Annotated in this window: 11 protein-coding genes and 2 pseudogenes; 9 read left to right on the plus strand and 4 right to left on the minus strand. The window is 32.3% G+C overall.

Going from position 1 to position 13,815, the window contains the following annotated elements; genetic code table 11:
- Positions 1–53 precede the first annotated feature (53 nt).
- Complete coding sequence (locus ACPWTF_RS20810; RefSeq protein WP_427872828.1) at positions 54–1,706, plus strand: mechanosensitive ion channel family protein; 1,653 nt, start codon at positions 54–56, stop codon at positions 1,704–1,706.
- 227 nt (positions 1,707–1,933) lie between these two features.
- Positions 1,934–2,233, plus strand: coding sequence for a hypothetical protein (locus tag ACPWTF_RS20815; protein WP_172426902.1), 300 nt, complete (start codon positions 1,934–1,936; stop codon positions 2,231–2,233).
- Positions 2,234–2,321: 88 nt separating this feature from the next.
- Here the strand turns inward: ACPWTF_RS20815 and uvrA are convergent.
- A pseudogene (uvrA, locus tag ACPWTF_RS20820) lies at positions 2,322–5,118 on the minus strand (excinuclease ABC subunit UvrA).
- Positions 5,119–5,637: 519 nt separating this feature from the next.
- On the opposite strand from uvrA, the gene ACPWTF_RS20825 reads away from it, so the two are divergent.
- From ACPWTF_RS20825 to ACPWTF_RS20835, 3 genes are all read left to right on the plus strand, one after another.
- Positions 5,638–6,222, plus strand: coding sequence for an RNA polymerase sigma factor (locus ACPWTF_RS20825; RefSeq protein ID WP_250835419.1), 585 nt, complete (start codon positions 5,638–5,640; stop codon positions 6,220–6,222).
- 50 nt (positions 6,223–6,272) lie between these two features.
- Positions 6,273–6,416 (plus strand): hypothetical protein, encoded by a 144-nt coding sequence (locus ACPWTF_RS20830; RefSeq protein ID WP_248726141.1) that lies wholly within the window; start codon positions 6,273–6,275, stop codon positions 6,414–6,416.
- A 545-nt stretch (positions 6,417–6,961) separates the two neighbouring features.
- Positions 6,962–8,026: a tetratricopeptide repeat protein gene (locus ACPWTF_RS20835; RefSeq protein WP_427872831.1), complete on the plus strand. Its 1,065-nt coding sequence runs from the start codon at positions 6,962–6,964 to the stop codon at positions 8,024–8,026.
- Positions 8,027–8,089: 63 nt separating this feature from the next.
- Here ACPWTF_RS20835 and nth read toward each other — a convergent pair whose 3' ends face one another.
- Entirely contained in the window at positions 8,090–8,758 is a 669-nt protein-coding gene (nth, locus tag ACPWTF_RS20840) for an endonuclease III (RefSeq protein WP_427872832.1), read from the minus strand.
- A gap of 276 nt (positions 8,759–9,034) precedes the next feature.
- Between nth and bcp the strand changes: the two are divergent.
- A pseudogene (bcp, locus tag ACPWTF_RS20845) lies at positions 9,035–9,488 on the plus strand (thioredoxin-dependent thiol peroxidase).
- Positions 9,489–9,820: 332 nt separating this feature from the next.
- On the opposite strand, the gene ACPWTF_RS20850 reads toward bcp, so the two are convergent.
- Positions 9,821–11,281, minus strand: coding sequence for a TonB-dependent receptor (locus ACPWTF_RS20850; RefSeq protein WP_248726145.1), 1,461 nt, complete (start codon positions 11,279–11,281; stop codon positions 9,821–9,823).
- Between the two features lie 90 nt (positions 11,282–11,371).
- On the opposite strand from ACPWTF_RS20850, the gene ACPWTF_RS20855 reads away from it, so the two are divergent.
- The 3 genes from ACPWTF_RS20855 to ACPWTF_RS20865 are packed head-to-tail and all read left to right on the plus strand — an operon-like array spanning position 11,372 to position 13,127.
- Complete coding sequence (locus ACPWTF_RS20855; protein WP_427872834.1) at positions 11,372–12,136, plus strand: MBL fold metallo-hydrolase; 765 nt, start codon at positions 11,372–11,374, stop codon at positions 12,134–12,136.
- 12 nt (positions 12,137–12,148) lie between these two features.
- Positions 12,149–12,652 carry a hypothetical protein gene (locus ACPWTF_RS20860; RefSeq protein ID WP_111286674.1) on the plus strand — a complete coding sequence of 168 codons (504 nt, stop codon included), beginning with the start codon at positions 12,149–12,151 and terminating at the stop codon, positions 12,650–12,652.
- A gap of 46 nt (positions 12,653–12,698) precedes the next feature.
- Complete coding sequence (locus tag ACPWTF_RS20865) at positions 12,699–13,127, plus strand: hypothetical protein (RefSeq protein WP_427872836.1); 429 nt, start codon at positions 12,699–12,701, stop codon at positions 13,125–13,127.
- A 115-nt stretch (positions 13,128–13,242) separates the two neighbouring features.
- On the opposite strand, the gene ACPWTF_RS20870 is transcribed toward ACPWTF_RS20865, so the two are convergent.
- On the minus strand, positions 13,243–13,812 hold the full coding sequence (locus tag ACPWTF_RS20870) for a cysteine hydrolase family protein (RefSeq protein ID WP_427872838.1): 570 nt from the start codon (positions 13,810–13,812) through the stop codon (positions 13,243–13,245).
- Positions 13,813–13,815: the final 3 nt, after the last annotated feature.

Below are 13,815 nucleotides of genomic sequence, written 5' to 3' on the forward strand. Positions count from 1 at the left end.
TTTTTTGTTTTTATATTTGTTAGAAAGGATAACTAATTTATTTCTAATAGAATATGAAAATAAAAGTACTTAGGTTATTAGCTTTCTTTTTTGTCTTGTTTTCTTTTTCTGTAATTGCTCAGAATAAAAATCTGAAAAATCCAGAAAAAGAATCTACAGCAATAAAACTAAAAGGTTATCCTGTAAAGCCTTTTAACGATACACTTTTTCTAGTATATCATAATGTCGGTTCTTTTTCTGCAAAAGAAAGAGCGCAATACATCACCAATAAGATTAAAAGGCTTTATAATGAATCCTTTTTCGAAAAAGACTCTATAAAAGTTATTCCTTCCGATGTTTCTATGGATATTGTGTACCAAAGCGATTTGGTGATAATGTCTGTTTTGGAAGCCGATGCAAAAGCCGAAAATAGTACAGTAAGCGCAATTGCCAATCGCAATTTGGCTAAAATTAAAAGTGCAATAATCTATCAGAATGAAAATTATTCGCAGCTTCCTAAACGAATTGGTTATACAGTTTTATTAACTATTATAATTGGATTAGTCTTATTTTTGATATCGAAGGTTTTCAATTTCATAAAAAGATATATTGTAAAAAATAGAGCGAGGTATTTTAAAGGAGTCAGTTACAATTCAATTAATATATTATCTCCAGACAAACAGCTGTTTTTGTTCCTTCGATTTTTTGGCATTATAAAAATAATTACGCTTATTTTAATCGTATATCTTTCGCTTCCTGTTTTGTTCAGCATATTTCCTGCTACAAAAGACTATACAACAACATTGCTCAAATGGATTTTAACACCAGCTAAATTGGCTTTTATGGGATTTATCAGCTTTTTGCCAAGCTTGTTTACCATAATTGTAATCATCATTATTTTTAAATATTCACTTAAAGTTATTAAGTTTTTCTTTTATGAAATAAAATCAGAAAACATTAAAATTGATGGCTTTTATAGTGATTGGGCATTACCGACATTCAACGTAATCAGACTTTTAATGTACGCTTTTATGCTGGTGATTATTTTTCCGTATTTGCCAGGCTCAGATTCACCTATTTTTAAGGGAGTTTCTGTATTTGTCGGAGTTTTATTCTCGCTTGGTTCTTCTAATGCTATTGCCAATATGGTTGCAGGTTTGGTCATTACCTATATGCGTCCGTTTAAAATAGGGGATTTTATAAAAATTGGTGATGTAAGTGGAGAAGTAATTGAAAAAACTGCCTTGGTCACCAGAATCAGAACACCAAAATTTGAAGATATAACAATTCCGAACGCTACCGTTTTGTCAAGTACTTCAACCAATTATTCGGCAAACACAAATCAGTCTACAAACGGATTGCTAATACATACCACAGTGACAATTGGATATGATGTTCCTTGGAAAGACATTTATGCCGCCTTGATTGATGCCGCTTTAAAAACGGAAATGACAGAAAAAGAACCTAAACCATTTGTGCTTCAAACCAGTTTAGATGATTTTTATGTTTCGTATCAAATAAATGTTTATACCAAAGAACCAACCAAACAACCTAGGATTTATTCTTCACTTCATCAAAATATTCAAGATTCTTTTAATGCTGCAGGTATAGAGATTATGTCGCCTCATTACAGTGCTTTACGAGATGGAAACACAACAACAATTCCGCCTAATTATTTAAAAGAAGATTATGAATCTCCTGTTTTTAATATTAAAAGCAAAGGTTAAATAATTGATAACGAGTAATTAAATTTAAAACTTTAACACATGAATACTTTGTAATTAATCGAATAAAAATTAACTTTATCATGAATGTTTGTCAGTACTTTGCTCAAAACTCAGTTTTTTTTTAATAAAACGACTAAATCTAGGTGTTTATATATTGTTAGGAATTAAATAGTTTTGAAGGAAATTACGAATAAAGTGTAACCAGAATTAATTGTAGATTAGAAATTATGAAGTACAATCATCTCAGCCATGAACAAAGCATGCAAGTATTTTCTAATATGATATCAACCAAAGTTCATAATGGATTTACTTTAGAAGAAAGAAATGATGAATTGCTTTTCGCGGTTTTATCTAAAGGTGGTAAAGTGGTTAATCACAGTTTGAATTTTTTGATTTTTTGTTTAACTCTAGGTTTATGGTCATTTGCATGGCTGTACTTAACCTTTGAAGCTTCAAAACAAAAAAAGATTTTAGTAGCTATTGACGAAGATGGTCTTCCTTTTGAGGAAAGATGTTTGGTAGCATAAGAAAGCTAAAAAACGAGAAATAAATAAAGCCATAAATGCAAATTAATCAATTGCACTTATGGCTTTGTTATTTAAAAACGGGTAAGATTTATAGTTTGTCTTTTAAGTAAATTCCCGTTACCGATTCTTTTACTTTTACAATATCTTCTGGAGTTCCAGATGCCAATAAATGACCTCCGTTTTCTCCACCTTCACGAACCTAAATCAAGTATCCAATCGGCGCATTTTATGAGATCCAGATTATGTTCGATTACGATTATCGAGTGTCCTTTATCTATTAAGGCATCAAACGAAGCTAAAAGCTTTTTAATATCATGAAAATGAAGTCCAGTTGTTGGCTCATCAAATACAAACAAGGCCTTATCTTTTGTTGCTCCTTTCACTAAAAAGGAAGCCAATTTAATACGCTGTGCTTCTCCACCAGAAAGTGTAGAAGAAGATTGCCCTAACTGAACATATCCTAAACCTACATCTTGAAGAGGCTGCAATTTTTGAGTGATTTTAGCCTGTTTGTTTTTTTCGAAAAAGGCAATCGCATCGTCAATTGTCATGGTAAGAATGTCATTGATATTCTGATTATCAAAAGTAACCTCTAAAATTTCTTTTTTAAATCGTTTTCCGCCACAAGTTTCACAAGGCAGAGAAACATCGGCCATAAAGACCATTTCGACATTTATAGAACCTTCACCTTTACAAGTTTCACATCGTCCCCCGTCAACATTAAAAGAGAAATGTTTGGCTTGATAACCTCTTATTTTTGATAATTTTTCTTTGGCATACAAATCACGAATATCATCATATGCTTTGATATAGGTAACCGGATTTGATCTTGAACTTCTTCCAATCGGGTTTTGATCTACATACTCAATATGTTTAATTTGCGAAAAAGATCCAGCAATTTCAGTAAATTGTCCTGCTTTTTCAGAGGCACTTTCTAGTTTTTTCTGAACAGCTGGAAATAAAATTTTCTTAATCAAAGTACTTTTTCCACTTCCAGAAACTCCTGTAACAACAGTTAAAACGTCTAAAGGAAAAGTGACATTAATATTTTTTAAGTTATTTTCGCGTGCGCCAATGATGTCAATATGATTTTTGAATTTTCTTCTTTTCTTTGGAACAGAAATTTCTAAATCGCCATTTAAATATTTTGCGGTCAAAGAATCAGATTTCAAAATCTCATCATAAGTTCCTTGTGCAACCAATTTACCTCCAAAAGTTCCAGCTTCGGGACCAATATCGATAATCATATCGGCAGCTTTCATAATATCTTCGTCATGTTCAACCACAATTACAGTGTTGCCAAGATCACGAAGAGAAAGCAGTACTTTGATCAGTCTTTCAGAATCTTTAGGATGCAGACCAATACTTGGCTCATCCAAAATATACATCGATCCAACCAAACTACTTCCAAGCGAAGTCGCTAGATTAATGCGCTGCGATTCTCCTCCAGAAAGTGTAGCAGAATTTCTATTTAAAGTAAGATAATCCAGTCCAACTTCGGTTAAAAAAGATAAACGATTATTAATTTCAACCATCAAACGTTTAGCAATCTGCTGTTCGTACTGATTTAATTCAATGTTTTTGAAGAAAGTAACCAAATGTTTAATTGGTAAATCTACCAAGTCAGAAACCGTTTTCCCGTTTATTTTTACGTAAGAAGCTTCTTCGCGCAGACGTTTGCCTTTGCAAACATGACATTTTGTTTTTCCGCGGTAGCGCGAAAGCATTACACGATTTTGAATCTTATAATTTTTTTCTTCTAATTCTCTAAAGAAATCATTCAGTCCCTGAAAATACTGATTTCCAGTCCAAATTAAATCTTTCTGTTCGTCTGTTAATTGAAAATAGGGTTTGTGAATTGGAAAGTCAAATTTATAAGCATGTTTTACCAGTTCATCTTTGTACCAACTCATGCTCTCGCCGCGCCATGGATAAATAGCGCTTTCATAAATGGATAATGAAGTGTTCGGAACAACCAGATCAGCATCAATGCCAATTATATTTCCATAACCTTCACAAACCGGGCAGGCTCCATACGGATTGTTGAAACTGAATAAATGCACATTTGGCTCCAGGAAAGTCATTCCGTCAAGCTCAAAATTATTAGAATAAGAAAATCTCTTTTCTGCATTTAATTCTTGAAGGTAACAAATTCCTTTTCCTTCAAAAAAAGCAGTTTGTACAGCATCAGCCAGACGGTTATAAAATTCCTCTTCCTCTTTTACAACAATACGGTCAATGATCAATAAAATATCTTTATTGTCTAATTGATGTAAATCTGAAGCAGAAAACTCGTCCAAACGAATCATTTCGTTATCAACCAAGATACGGGCAAAACCTTGCTGTAAAAGCACTTTTAGTTTATCTTCTAATTGTCTGCCTTCTTCAAGATGAATAGGAGCAAGAAGTAACCATCTGCTATCGAGTGGAAGGTTTTTAACGTCGGAAATAACATCTGTAACGGTATTTTTTTTGACTTCCTGCCCAGAAATAGGAGAGTAGGTACGTCCAATTCTCGCAAACAAAAGTTTGATATAGTCGTAAATTTCTGTAGAAGTTCCGACAGTCGAACGAGCGTTGGTTGTATTTACTTTTTGCTCAATAGCAATTGCAGGCGCAATACCTTTAATATATTCTACCTTTGGTTTGTCTAAACGGCCTAAAAACTGACGCGCATAAGAGGATAAACTTTCTACGTAACGTCTTTGTCCTTCGGCATATAAAGTATCAAAAGCCAAACTCGATTTTCCTGATCCTGAAAGACCTGTAATGACAACCAGTTTATTTCTCGGAATAACAACATCTACATTTTTTAAATTATGTACCTGTGCTCCTTTAATTATAATATTTGATTTTGGATTTATTTTAGAAAGGTCAATTTGCATAAAAAAGTCAATTTTTACAAAAGTAATCAATTTTGAATTGGATTTAGTTAAGGATTTAGTTCCAAATCTTAACTATTTTAATCTTTTAGGATTCATTTTTGAACCGAATTTTAACTTAAAAAATGTGCTTTTTGGATGGAAACAAATTGTTCTGCAAAAAAAAATATTAAGCGATTGTCTGTTTATTTCGGGAAAAAATTGTAATTTGAATTTTGATTTGAATGAATAAGTAAAGATTATCTCGTTAATATTGAGGTCTTTAGATGTGTTTTTTAACGCTTTTAAGCCTCTTTCGTTTTATGAATTTTTAGCTGTTTGCACGTAAATTTTATGTTTATTGTACATTAATAAAAGTTTTACTAATAATTATTAATGATTTTATTTGCTTTTTAAAACTAAAATTTGTTAAATTTGGTCACAATATTAACATAACCTATAAAAAAGAAACGCCTATATAAGAAAACTACTTTTTAGAAAATACTCCAAATTTTAAAATTAAAACTAAAAAAAGTAGTTATTATGGCTGATCTGCATACTCCAGACGCTCTATTAGTAAAAAATTATGTTGACGGTAGTGAAGCTGCACTTGCAACATTAATAAAAAGGCACGAGTCTAAGATATATGGATTTATATATTCTAAGATAGCTGATAGAGATATTTCAAATGATATTTTTCAAGATACATTTATTAAAGTAATTAAAACTTTAAAAAGTAATTCGTACAACGAGGAGGGTAAATTTTTGCCTTGGGTTATGCGTATTTCTCATAATTTAATTGTAGATCATTTTCGCAAAACAAAGAAAATGCCGATGTACAGAGAGACAGAAGAGTTTTCTATTTTCTCTATTATGTCAGACGATACCTTGACAATTGAAGGCAAAATGATTGTGGATCAAGTAGAACTTGATTTAAAAAAGCTAATAGAAGAGCTTCCAGAAGATCAAAAGGAAGTACTTGTGATGCGTATGTATCAAGATATGAGCTTCAAAGAAATCTCTGAAGTAACAGGCGTTAGCATCAATACAGCATTAGGAAGAATGCGTTATGCGCTAATGAATTTGAGAAAAATAATAGATAAACATCAAATTATTTTAACCAACTAATACTATTTTGATAATAAGCCCGTTATATTAGTATAAAATAGTCTGATAGTATGGGGAAAATTTACTCAAAAAAAGCATTAGCTTCTAAAAATCTTAAACCTAAAAAAGAAGTTGTTTCTTTTTTATTGAATTATTCAAGAGCCTTGACTGTAGTTAAGATTGAGGATAAAAATTTTGAGATTATAGCTAACTAAACAGCCCACTGGTTCTGTCGGATGTTTATCAAAATAAACCAAATGGTCGTTTTGGTTTAAGAGCTCACTGTTTGTATATTTAATATACAGGTAGTGAGTTTTTTTTTTTTCTACTATTTTTTGATATAAAAACATAAGGTTTTTACATCATTTTTCTCCTCTTTTTGTTAAAATTTAAAAATTTGATGAGAATTTATATGTTTATTTGGTTTTTAATTCTATTTTAGTTAAAAAACTAACTTTTTATTCGAATAAAATGCTTTTGTGAAGTGTTATTCATATTGAAAAGTTGTTTAAGATAAGAATTAGAAAATAAACATTAAAAATTAAATATTTAACCCCAAAACAGATCGTTTATGAAGAAAAACTACCCTGCTTTATTTTGTTAAGTTTGATGCTCATTTGATTTTTGAGAAAATATTTGGACCAGAAAATGTTTGCTCACAAATGGTAATAAAGATAATTTTAAATCAATTTAATTATCTTTTTACTATGCCTCAAAAGAACTAAGAAAATCATTTAATCACCAAAACTTAACCGTAAAAATGAAAGAGAACATTAAAGTGTTGTCGTGCTTATTATTGATGAGCATTGGCGCATTTGCCCAAAAAGACAAAATTAAGGAAGCGCAGTCTTTATTTGATAAAGGAAATAGTCAAGATGCTTTGGCTATTTTAACTAAAACAGAATACCTTATTCTTAATGCTTCTGATGAAGACAAATCTGATTACTATTTCTTAAAAGGTAATGTCTTAAAAGATTTGGCTGTAAAAAACATAGACGCAGCAAACAATTTTACATTGGCATCCCAATCGTATCAAGACGTTTTCTTATACGAGAACGAATCAGGAAAATTTAAGTGGACAATTAAAGCTAATATGGCTTTAAAAGACATGAAAGCTAGTCTTGTTAATGGCGCAATGGCAGATTTTAAAGCCGAAAAATATAAAGAAAGCGCTGAAAAAAGTTACAAGGTATATTTGTTTGATAAAAAAGATACCATAAACTTATACAATGCAGCATCTTCATCTCTAAATGCTAAAGATTTTAATGCAGCTGTGACTTACTACGAACTTCTCAAAAAAATTAATTATTCAGGAAAAGGAGTTTTGTACTTTGCCACAAATAAGAAAACAAAAGAAGAAGACCTTTTTATTTCGCCAAAAGCTAGAGAATCGGCAATACAGCAAGGTCTTTACGAAAAACCAAGAACCGAGTCTGTGCCTTCAAAAAGAATAGAAGTAAATAATAATTTAGCTTATGCTTATCTTGAAAAAAAGGATTATCCAAGAGCAGAATCTATTTATAATTATGTTCTGGAGCTAGACCCGAATTATGTCGATGCTTATATTAATTTGGCTTATTTGAAGTTGCAAATGAAAAAAGATTTGGCTGATGAAATAGCATCATTAGGAACTACTCCAGCCGAAATGAAGAAATATGATAAGTTGAACGCTCAGAAAGATGATATTATTCGAAGTGCAATTCCGTATTTGAAAAAAGTATTGGTTCTTGAGCCGAAAAATCCAGATGCTACCAAAACATTATTGGGCGTTTACAGATCGCTTGATATGAATGCAGAATATAATGCTTTAAAAGCGGGAATGTAATTTTCTTAAAAAGATACAAAGTTGAAAAAATAACAAAGGTGCAGATGTTTTTATCTGCGCCTTTTATTTTTTGACCTTATTTGTGCTTTTTTCCAACTCTTCAATTAGAGATTTTTTACCAACGGTTTTAGTTATAATATCTTTTTCAAGATTCCAGCCTCTAGCGGGCGAATATTCTCGGCCATACCAAATAATTTGCAAGTGCAAATCATTCCATAAATCTCTAGGAAATAATCTTTTGGCATCTTTTTCAGTCTGCGCTACATTTTTGCCGTTAGATAAATTCCATCTGTGCATCAAGCGGTGAATATGCGTATCTACAGGAAATGCAGGCACGCCAAAAGCTTGTGACATTACTACACTTGCCGTTTTGTGTCCAACAGCAGGTAAAGCTTCAAGTGCCTCAAAACTCTGTGGAACTTCTCCATTATACTTTTCAATTAAAATTTCAGATAAACCATAAATGCCTTTAGATTTCATAGGAGATAAACCGCACGGACGAATAATTTCTTTGATTTCTTCTACCGACATTTTAACCATATCATACGGATTATCGGCTTTTGCAAATAATAAAGGTGTAATTTGGTTTACACGAACATCGGTACATTGTGCAGATAATAAAACAGCGATCAAAAGCGTATAGGGATCTTTATGATCAAGCGGAACAGGTATAGTAGGGTAGAGTTCTTTTAGTTTATCAATAACAAATTGTACGCGAGCTTCTTTATTCATTTCCGTATTTTTAATGTTGTAAAAATAGTATAATTTTAATGATGTGCCTAATCCAGCTTTCCGTTTCAACTCCTCATTATGCTAGTCACATTTTTAAGTATTTAAAAGAGCTTCCTTTGGTCGCTTTTTAAATACAAAAAATGTAGACTATCATAATTCCGGGGTTTTCACTTCAATCTGGGGCATAAAAAAGTTATGAATTATAAGTTATGAGTTAAGAGTTGTGAGTTATATTTGTGAATAATCTAAAATCAACAATCTAAAATAAAAAAAGGTATGACAACATTAAAAGCAGGAGATAAAGCGCCAAATTTTTCAGGAACAGATCAAGACGGAAAAACACATAAGCTAGCAGATTATGCTGGAAAAAAATTAGTTGTTTTCTTTTATCCAAAAGCAAGTACACCAGGTTGTACGGCTGAAGCCTGTGATTTAAGAGATAATTTTCACCGTTTTCAATCAAATAATTATGAACTTCTTGGGGTTAGTGCCGACAGTCAGAAAGCGCAGATAAAATTCAAAGAAAAATACGAATTGCCTTTTCCTTTACTTGCAGACGAAGACAAATCGGTTATTAATGCATTTGGAGTTTGGTGAACCGAAGAAATTCATGGGAAAAGAATACGATGGAATTCATAGAACAACTTTCGTAATCGATGAAAAAGGAATTATAGAAGAAGTAATCGAAAAAGTAAAAACAAAAGAACACGCTTCGCAGATTTTGAAATAGAGATTTTTTGTTTCAAGTTTCAGGTTTCAAATTTCAAGTTGCCTGTTGGGACTTAATTTTAACGCAAAGTTCACAAAGTTTTTCGCAAAGCTTGCAAAGGTTTACAGTTTGAATTAAAGTTTTTTTTAAGTCCTCAAAGCTTAGAAGTATAGATTATATTACTTTGAGAACTTAAAAAGCTTTTACAAAGCTTTATATAATTTCTCTGCGAGATTTGCGAAAAAACTTTGTGAACTTTGCGGTAAAAAAAATACCCGCTCCAACAATAACCTGAAACTTGAAACAAACAAAACCTGAAACAAAAAAAAGTCCCAATACAGGGACTTTTTTTATTACGTATTTTGTTCTAATTCTTTCTGTGGATGATATCCAAAAAGGTGATGTTCTTTTATAATTTCAGGAATTCCAGGAGGAAGCATTGGTTCCCATCCAGGTTTACCTTGATTGATCATTTTTAGGATTTCTCTAGAGAAAACATCCAAGATATTCGGATCATAATCTTCTATATCAACCACTTTTCCGTTGAATTTAAAGAATTTATATAATTCTTTCATTCTAGGATGAACCTTCAGGTTGTTCGAATTCATTAATGAGCCATCTTCATCTAACATAGGATATAAGAATACTTTCATATCACGATAGAATAATTTACCGAAAGCTTCTAGAATTCCACCACTTAAATGACGGTAGTACTTCTCGTCAAAAATATCAACCAGGTTGTTTACACCCATTGCTAATCCCATACGAGCTTTGGTGTAATTGGCGAAGTATTCTACAACTTTATAATACTCTTGAAAATTCGAAATCATAACTGTTTGGCCAAGAGAACAAAGTAATTCGGCTCTGTCCATAAAGTCACGCTCGTCAATTTCACCGTCAGAACGTAAATTCGAAAGAGTGATTTCAAAAACAACCAGCGTGTTATTTTTTTCAACTTTATTTTCTTTTAGAAACATTTCTAATGATTTCTCATACATGTCCATATTTACTTTAGTAACAGGACGGAAACTTCCTCTTAAAGCTAAAAGGTTCTTTTTGTATAAGATAGCTGCTGGCAGAATGTTTTTTCCTTCAGGGTTAAACATTACGGCATCTGTCATTCCGTTTTTAACCAATTGCAAGCTTATTAAACGATTGTCTACATCGGCAAAACGAGGTCCAGAAAAGTTAATGGTATCGATCTCTAATTGATCTTTATCTAAGTGATCGTATAAGTAACGAAGTAATCGTTTTGGATCGTTGTATTTATAAAAAGCACCGTAAATTAAGTTAACTCCTAAAATTCCAAGTGTTTCTTGTTGTAATCTAGCGTCAGTTTCTTTAAAACGAATATGTAAGATAATTTCGTTATACGCTTCGTCTGGTTCAATTTGGTATCTAATTCCGACCCAGCCGTGACCTTTAAATTGTTTGGCAAAATCTATTGTGGCAACAGTGTTAGCGTAGCTAAAAAAAAGTTTTGTAGGGTGTTTTTCACGACTTAAACGCTCTTCGATAATTTGCCCTTCATGTGTAAGCATTTTTTTCAGTCGCTCTTCAGTAACATATCTTCCGTCACTTTCAGTCCCATAAATGGCATCACTAAAATCTTTATCATAGGCAGACATCGCTTTTGCAATAGTTCCCGACGAACCTCCTGATCTGAAAAAGTGTCTAACTGTCTCTTGTCCAGCGCCAATCTCAGCAAATGTTCCGTAAATATTTTCGTTTAAATTAATGCGTAACGCTTTGTCTTTTATAGAAGGAATCTGTTCGATGACCTTGTCACCCTTGAGTTTTATTTCTGTACCCATTTTGTTTTAAATAGATTTGTTACAAAGTTAGTAAATTAGGCTTCTAATGAAAGAGAAATAATCCTATTTTTGTAAAAAAATTAAGTTCAATTGAAGGTTTATTTTTTAGGTACAGGTACTTCTCAAGGTATTCCAATTATCGGAATCGATCATCCCGTTTGCAAAAGCACTGATGCTAAGGATAAAAGGCTTCGTGTATCCATTTGGATAACATGGGGCGAGCATTCTTATGTAATAGATTGCGGTCCCGATTTCAGACAGCAAATGCTTTCTTGCGGATGCCAAAAATTGGATGCAATTCTCTTTACTCATGAACATGCAGATCATACTGCAGGTTTAGATGATATCCGCCCGTTTAATTTTAGACAGGGAGAAATTCCAATTTATGGACATCAACGCGTTTTAGATAATCTAAGACGTCGTTTTGATTATGTTTTTGAAACAGTAAACAAATATCCAGGGGCACCAAGTGTAAAAACAATCGAAGTGCAAAACAATGCGCCATTTGCAGTTGGCGATAAAGTGGCAATTCCGATAAATGCTATGCACGGTGATTTGCAGGTTTTTGGATATAGAATAGATGATTTTGCTTATCTGACAGATGTAAAAACCATCGAACCAGCTGAAATTGAAAAACTAAAAGGACTGAAAGTTTTGGTTGTAAATGCTTTGCGTGTCGAACCTCACAATACTCATTTCAATTTGCAAGAAGCACTTGATTTTATTAATCTTGTTAAGCCCGAAAAAGCGTATTTAACGCATATTAGCCATGTTTTAGGATTTCATGAAGAAGTGCAGCAAAGCCTTCCTGAAAATGTTTTCTTGGCTTACGATAATTTAGAAATTACAATTTAATTATACCACACAATGAAAAAATCCTTAATGCTTTATCTTTTTATTCTTGCCATTTTAATGAATGTCTTTACTTATGCGTTCTACAGCGGTGAAGTAAAATTTGCGCAGAATAGATATGATAAAACAACTAAGAAACTAAGAGATAGTATTAATCTAGTAAAAACTCAATTGGCAGAGGCTGATTATTTTTCTTTAGAACACAACGAGAATGCACAAAATTACTTTGATAATAGTGCTTCTGGCGGAAAAGTGATTTTGTATGAGAAACTAATTCCGGTAGTAACTGAAAAGCTGCTAGATTTCAATGCAAATCCAAAAGGGAATCCTTACACAGGGCAAGATCAAATAGGTCCAAACAAATTTATCATCAATAAAGTAAAAATTTTAAACCACCGTTGGATAATTGCAGATTATAGTAATGGAGAATTATGGGGAGAAGTCTTGTTAAAATACTTTGTTGATAACGACGATAATATTACCTTTGAAGTAAATCAAACTTGGTTATATCAAAAATAGGATTTTATAATCCTATTTTTTTTGACCTTTAAATAAATTTAGGATTATGAAAAAGATATTTTTGTTTTTGATTATGGCAAGTGCAATTTCTTGCGGAAAGAAAGTTTCTCAAGAAAATACCAGCACAACTCCAAAAGAGCCACAAAAAGAAGCTGTGGTTGGAGGAGATTCCGATTCGCATGGCTGTAAAGCTTCGGCTGGTTATACTTGGTCAGCGCTTAAAAAAGAGTGTATCAGGGTTTTTGAAAATAGTACAAGACTGAACCATGCAGAAGATGGAAAAACATATTCTACAGTTTCCTATGTAATTTTTGACGGAAATAAAGCAGAGCTTTTCTTAGATACTCAGAAAGAATCGATCATTCTAGAAAGAAAATCGGAAGGTGATTCTTGGGTTAATGGCGATTGGCAGTTAATTCCTTGGAAAGGATATGTTCTGAAAAAAGAAGAGAAGATTCTTTATACAGGGCAATAGTATTCAGTCGCAGTATCGAGTCCCAGTTTACAGACTAAAACTTTGTCAAAGTTTGAAACTTTGACAAAGTTTTTTTTCATCATTCAAGACTGAAAACTGCGATTGCTACTGAACACTAAATAACCTCTTTAATAAACTCAGAGCTTACTACCTGAGCAAATTCTTCGTTTAAACTTGCTAAAGCAGTCTGATGTATTAATTCGGCAGAAAATTCTTCTCCGTTTAGACCTTTTTTATTGAAAGTTGCGGTTGCATCAGAAACTAAATATACTGTATAACCAAAATTACCAGCCATTCTAGTTGTTGTAGAAACACAGTGATCTGTAGTTAAACCAACAATAACAAGATTCGTGATATTAGCATTGTCAATTAGTTCTTTTAGGTTCGTTCCTATAAAAGCACTATTGACATTCTTTTTGATTATTGTTTCTCCCTCAAGAGGTTTCACAATATCCTGAAATTCATTTCCAGGATTTGTTTCGTTTAAAATCGAATTTGGATTTGAAGAACAATGCTGAACGTGAAAAATTGGCAGTTTTTTAGCTCTCCAAATTTCCAAAAGTTCACTCGCTTTTTCTTCTGCGTCGACATTATTTCGGTCTCCGCCCCAATAGGCAACATCGTTAAAACCTTTTTGAATGTCAATTAAAATCAATGCGGCGTTATTAAGTTTTGTAGTGTTCATTTA

Origin of the sequence: Flavobacterium sp. MMS24-S5, assembly GCF_050320125.1 — a bacterium.
GTDB lineage: Bacteria > Bacteroidota > Bacteroidia > Flavobacteriales > Flavobacteriaceae > Flavobacterium > Flavobacterium tyrosinilyticum.

Coding starts and splice junctions, on each gene's coding strand:
- ACPWTF_RS20810 (WP_427872828.1), top strand. CDS start 54: ATGAAAATAAAAGTACTTAGGTTATTAGCTTTCTTTTTTGTCTTGTTT.
- ACPWTF_RS20815 (WP_172426902.1), top strand. CDS start 1,934: ATGAAGTACAATCATCTCAGCCATGAACAAAGCATGCAAGTATTTTCT.
- ACPWTF_RS20825 (WP_250835419.1), top strand. CDS start 5,638: ATGGCTGATCTGCATACTCCAGACGCTCTATTAGTAAAAAATTATGTT.
- ACPWTF_RS20830 (WP_248726141.1), top strand. CDS start 6,273: ATGGGGAAAATTTACTCAAAAAAAGCATTAGCTTCTAAAAATCTTAAA.
- ACPWTF_RS20835 (WP_427872831.1), top strand. CDS start 6,962: ATGAAAGAGAACATTAAAGTGTTGTCGTGCTTATTATTGATGAGCATT.
- nth (WP_427872832.1), bottom strand. CDS start 8,758: ATGAATAAAGAAGCTCGCGTACAATTTGTTATTGATAAACTAAAAGAA.
- ACPWTF_RS20850 (WP_248726145.1), bottom strand. CDS start 11,281: ATGGGTACAGAAATAAAACTCAAGGGTGACAAGGTCATCGAACAGATT.
- ACPWTF_RS20860 (WP_111286674.1), top strand. CDS start 12,149: ATGAAAAAATCCTTAATGCTTTATCTTTTTATTCTTGCCATTTTAATG.
- ACPWTF_RS20865 (WP_427872836.1), top strand. CDS start 12,699: ATGAAAAAGATATTTTTGTTTTTGATTATGGCAAGTGCAATTTCTTGC.
- ACPWTF_RS20870 (WP_427872838.1), bottom strand. CDS start 13,812: ATGAACACTACAAAACTTAATAACGCCGCATTGATTTTAATTGACATT.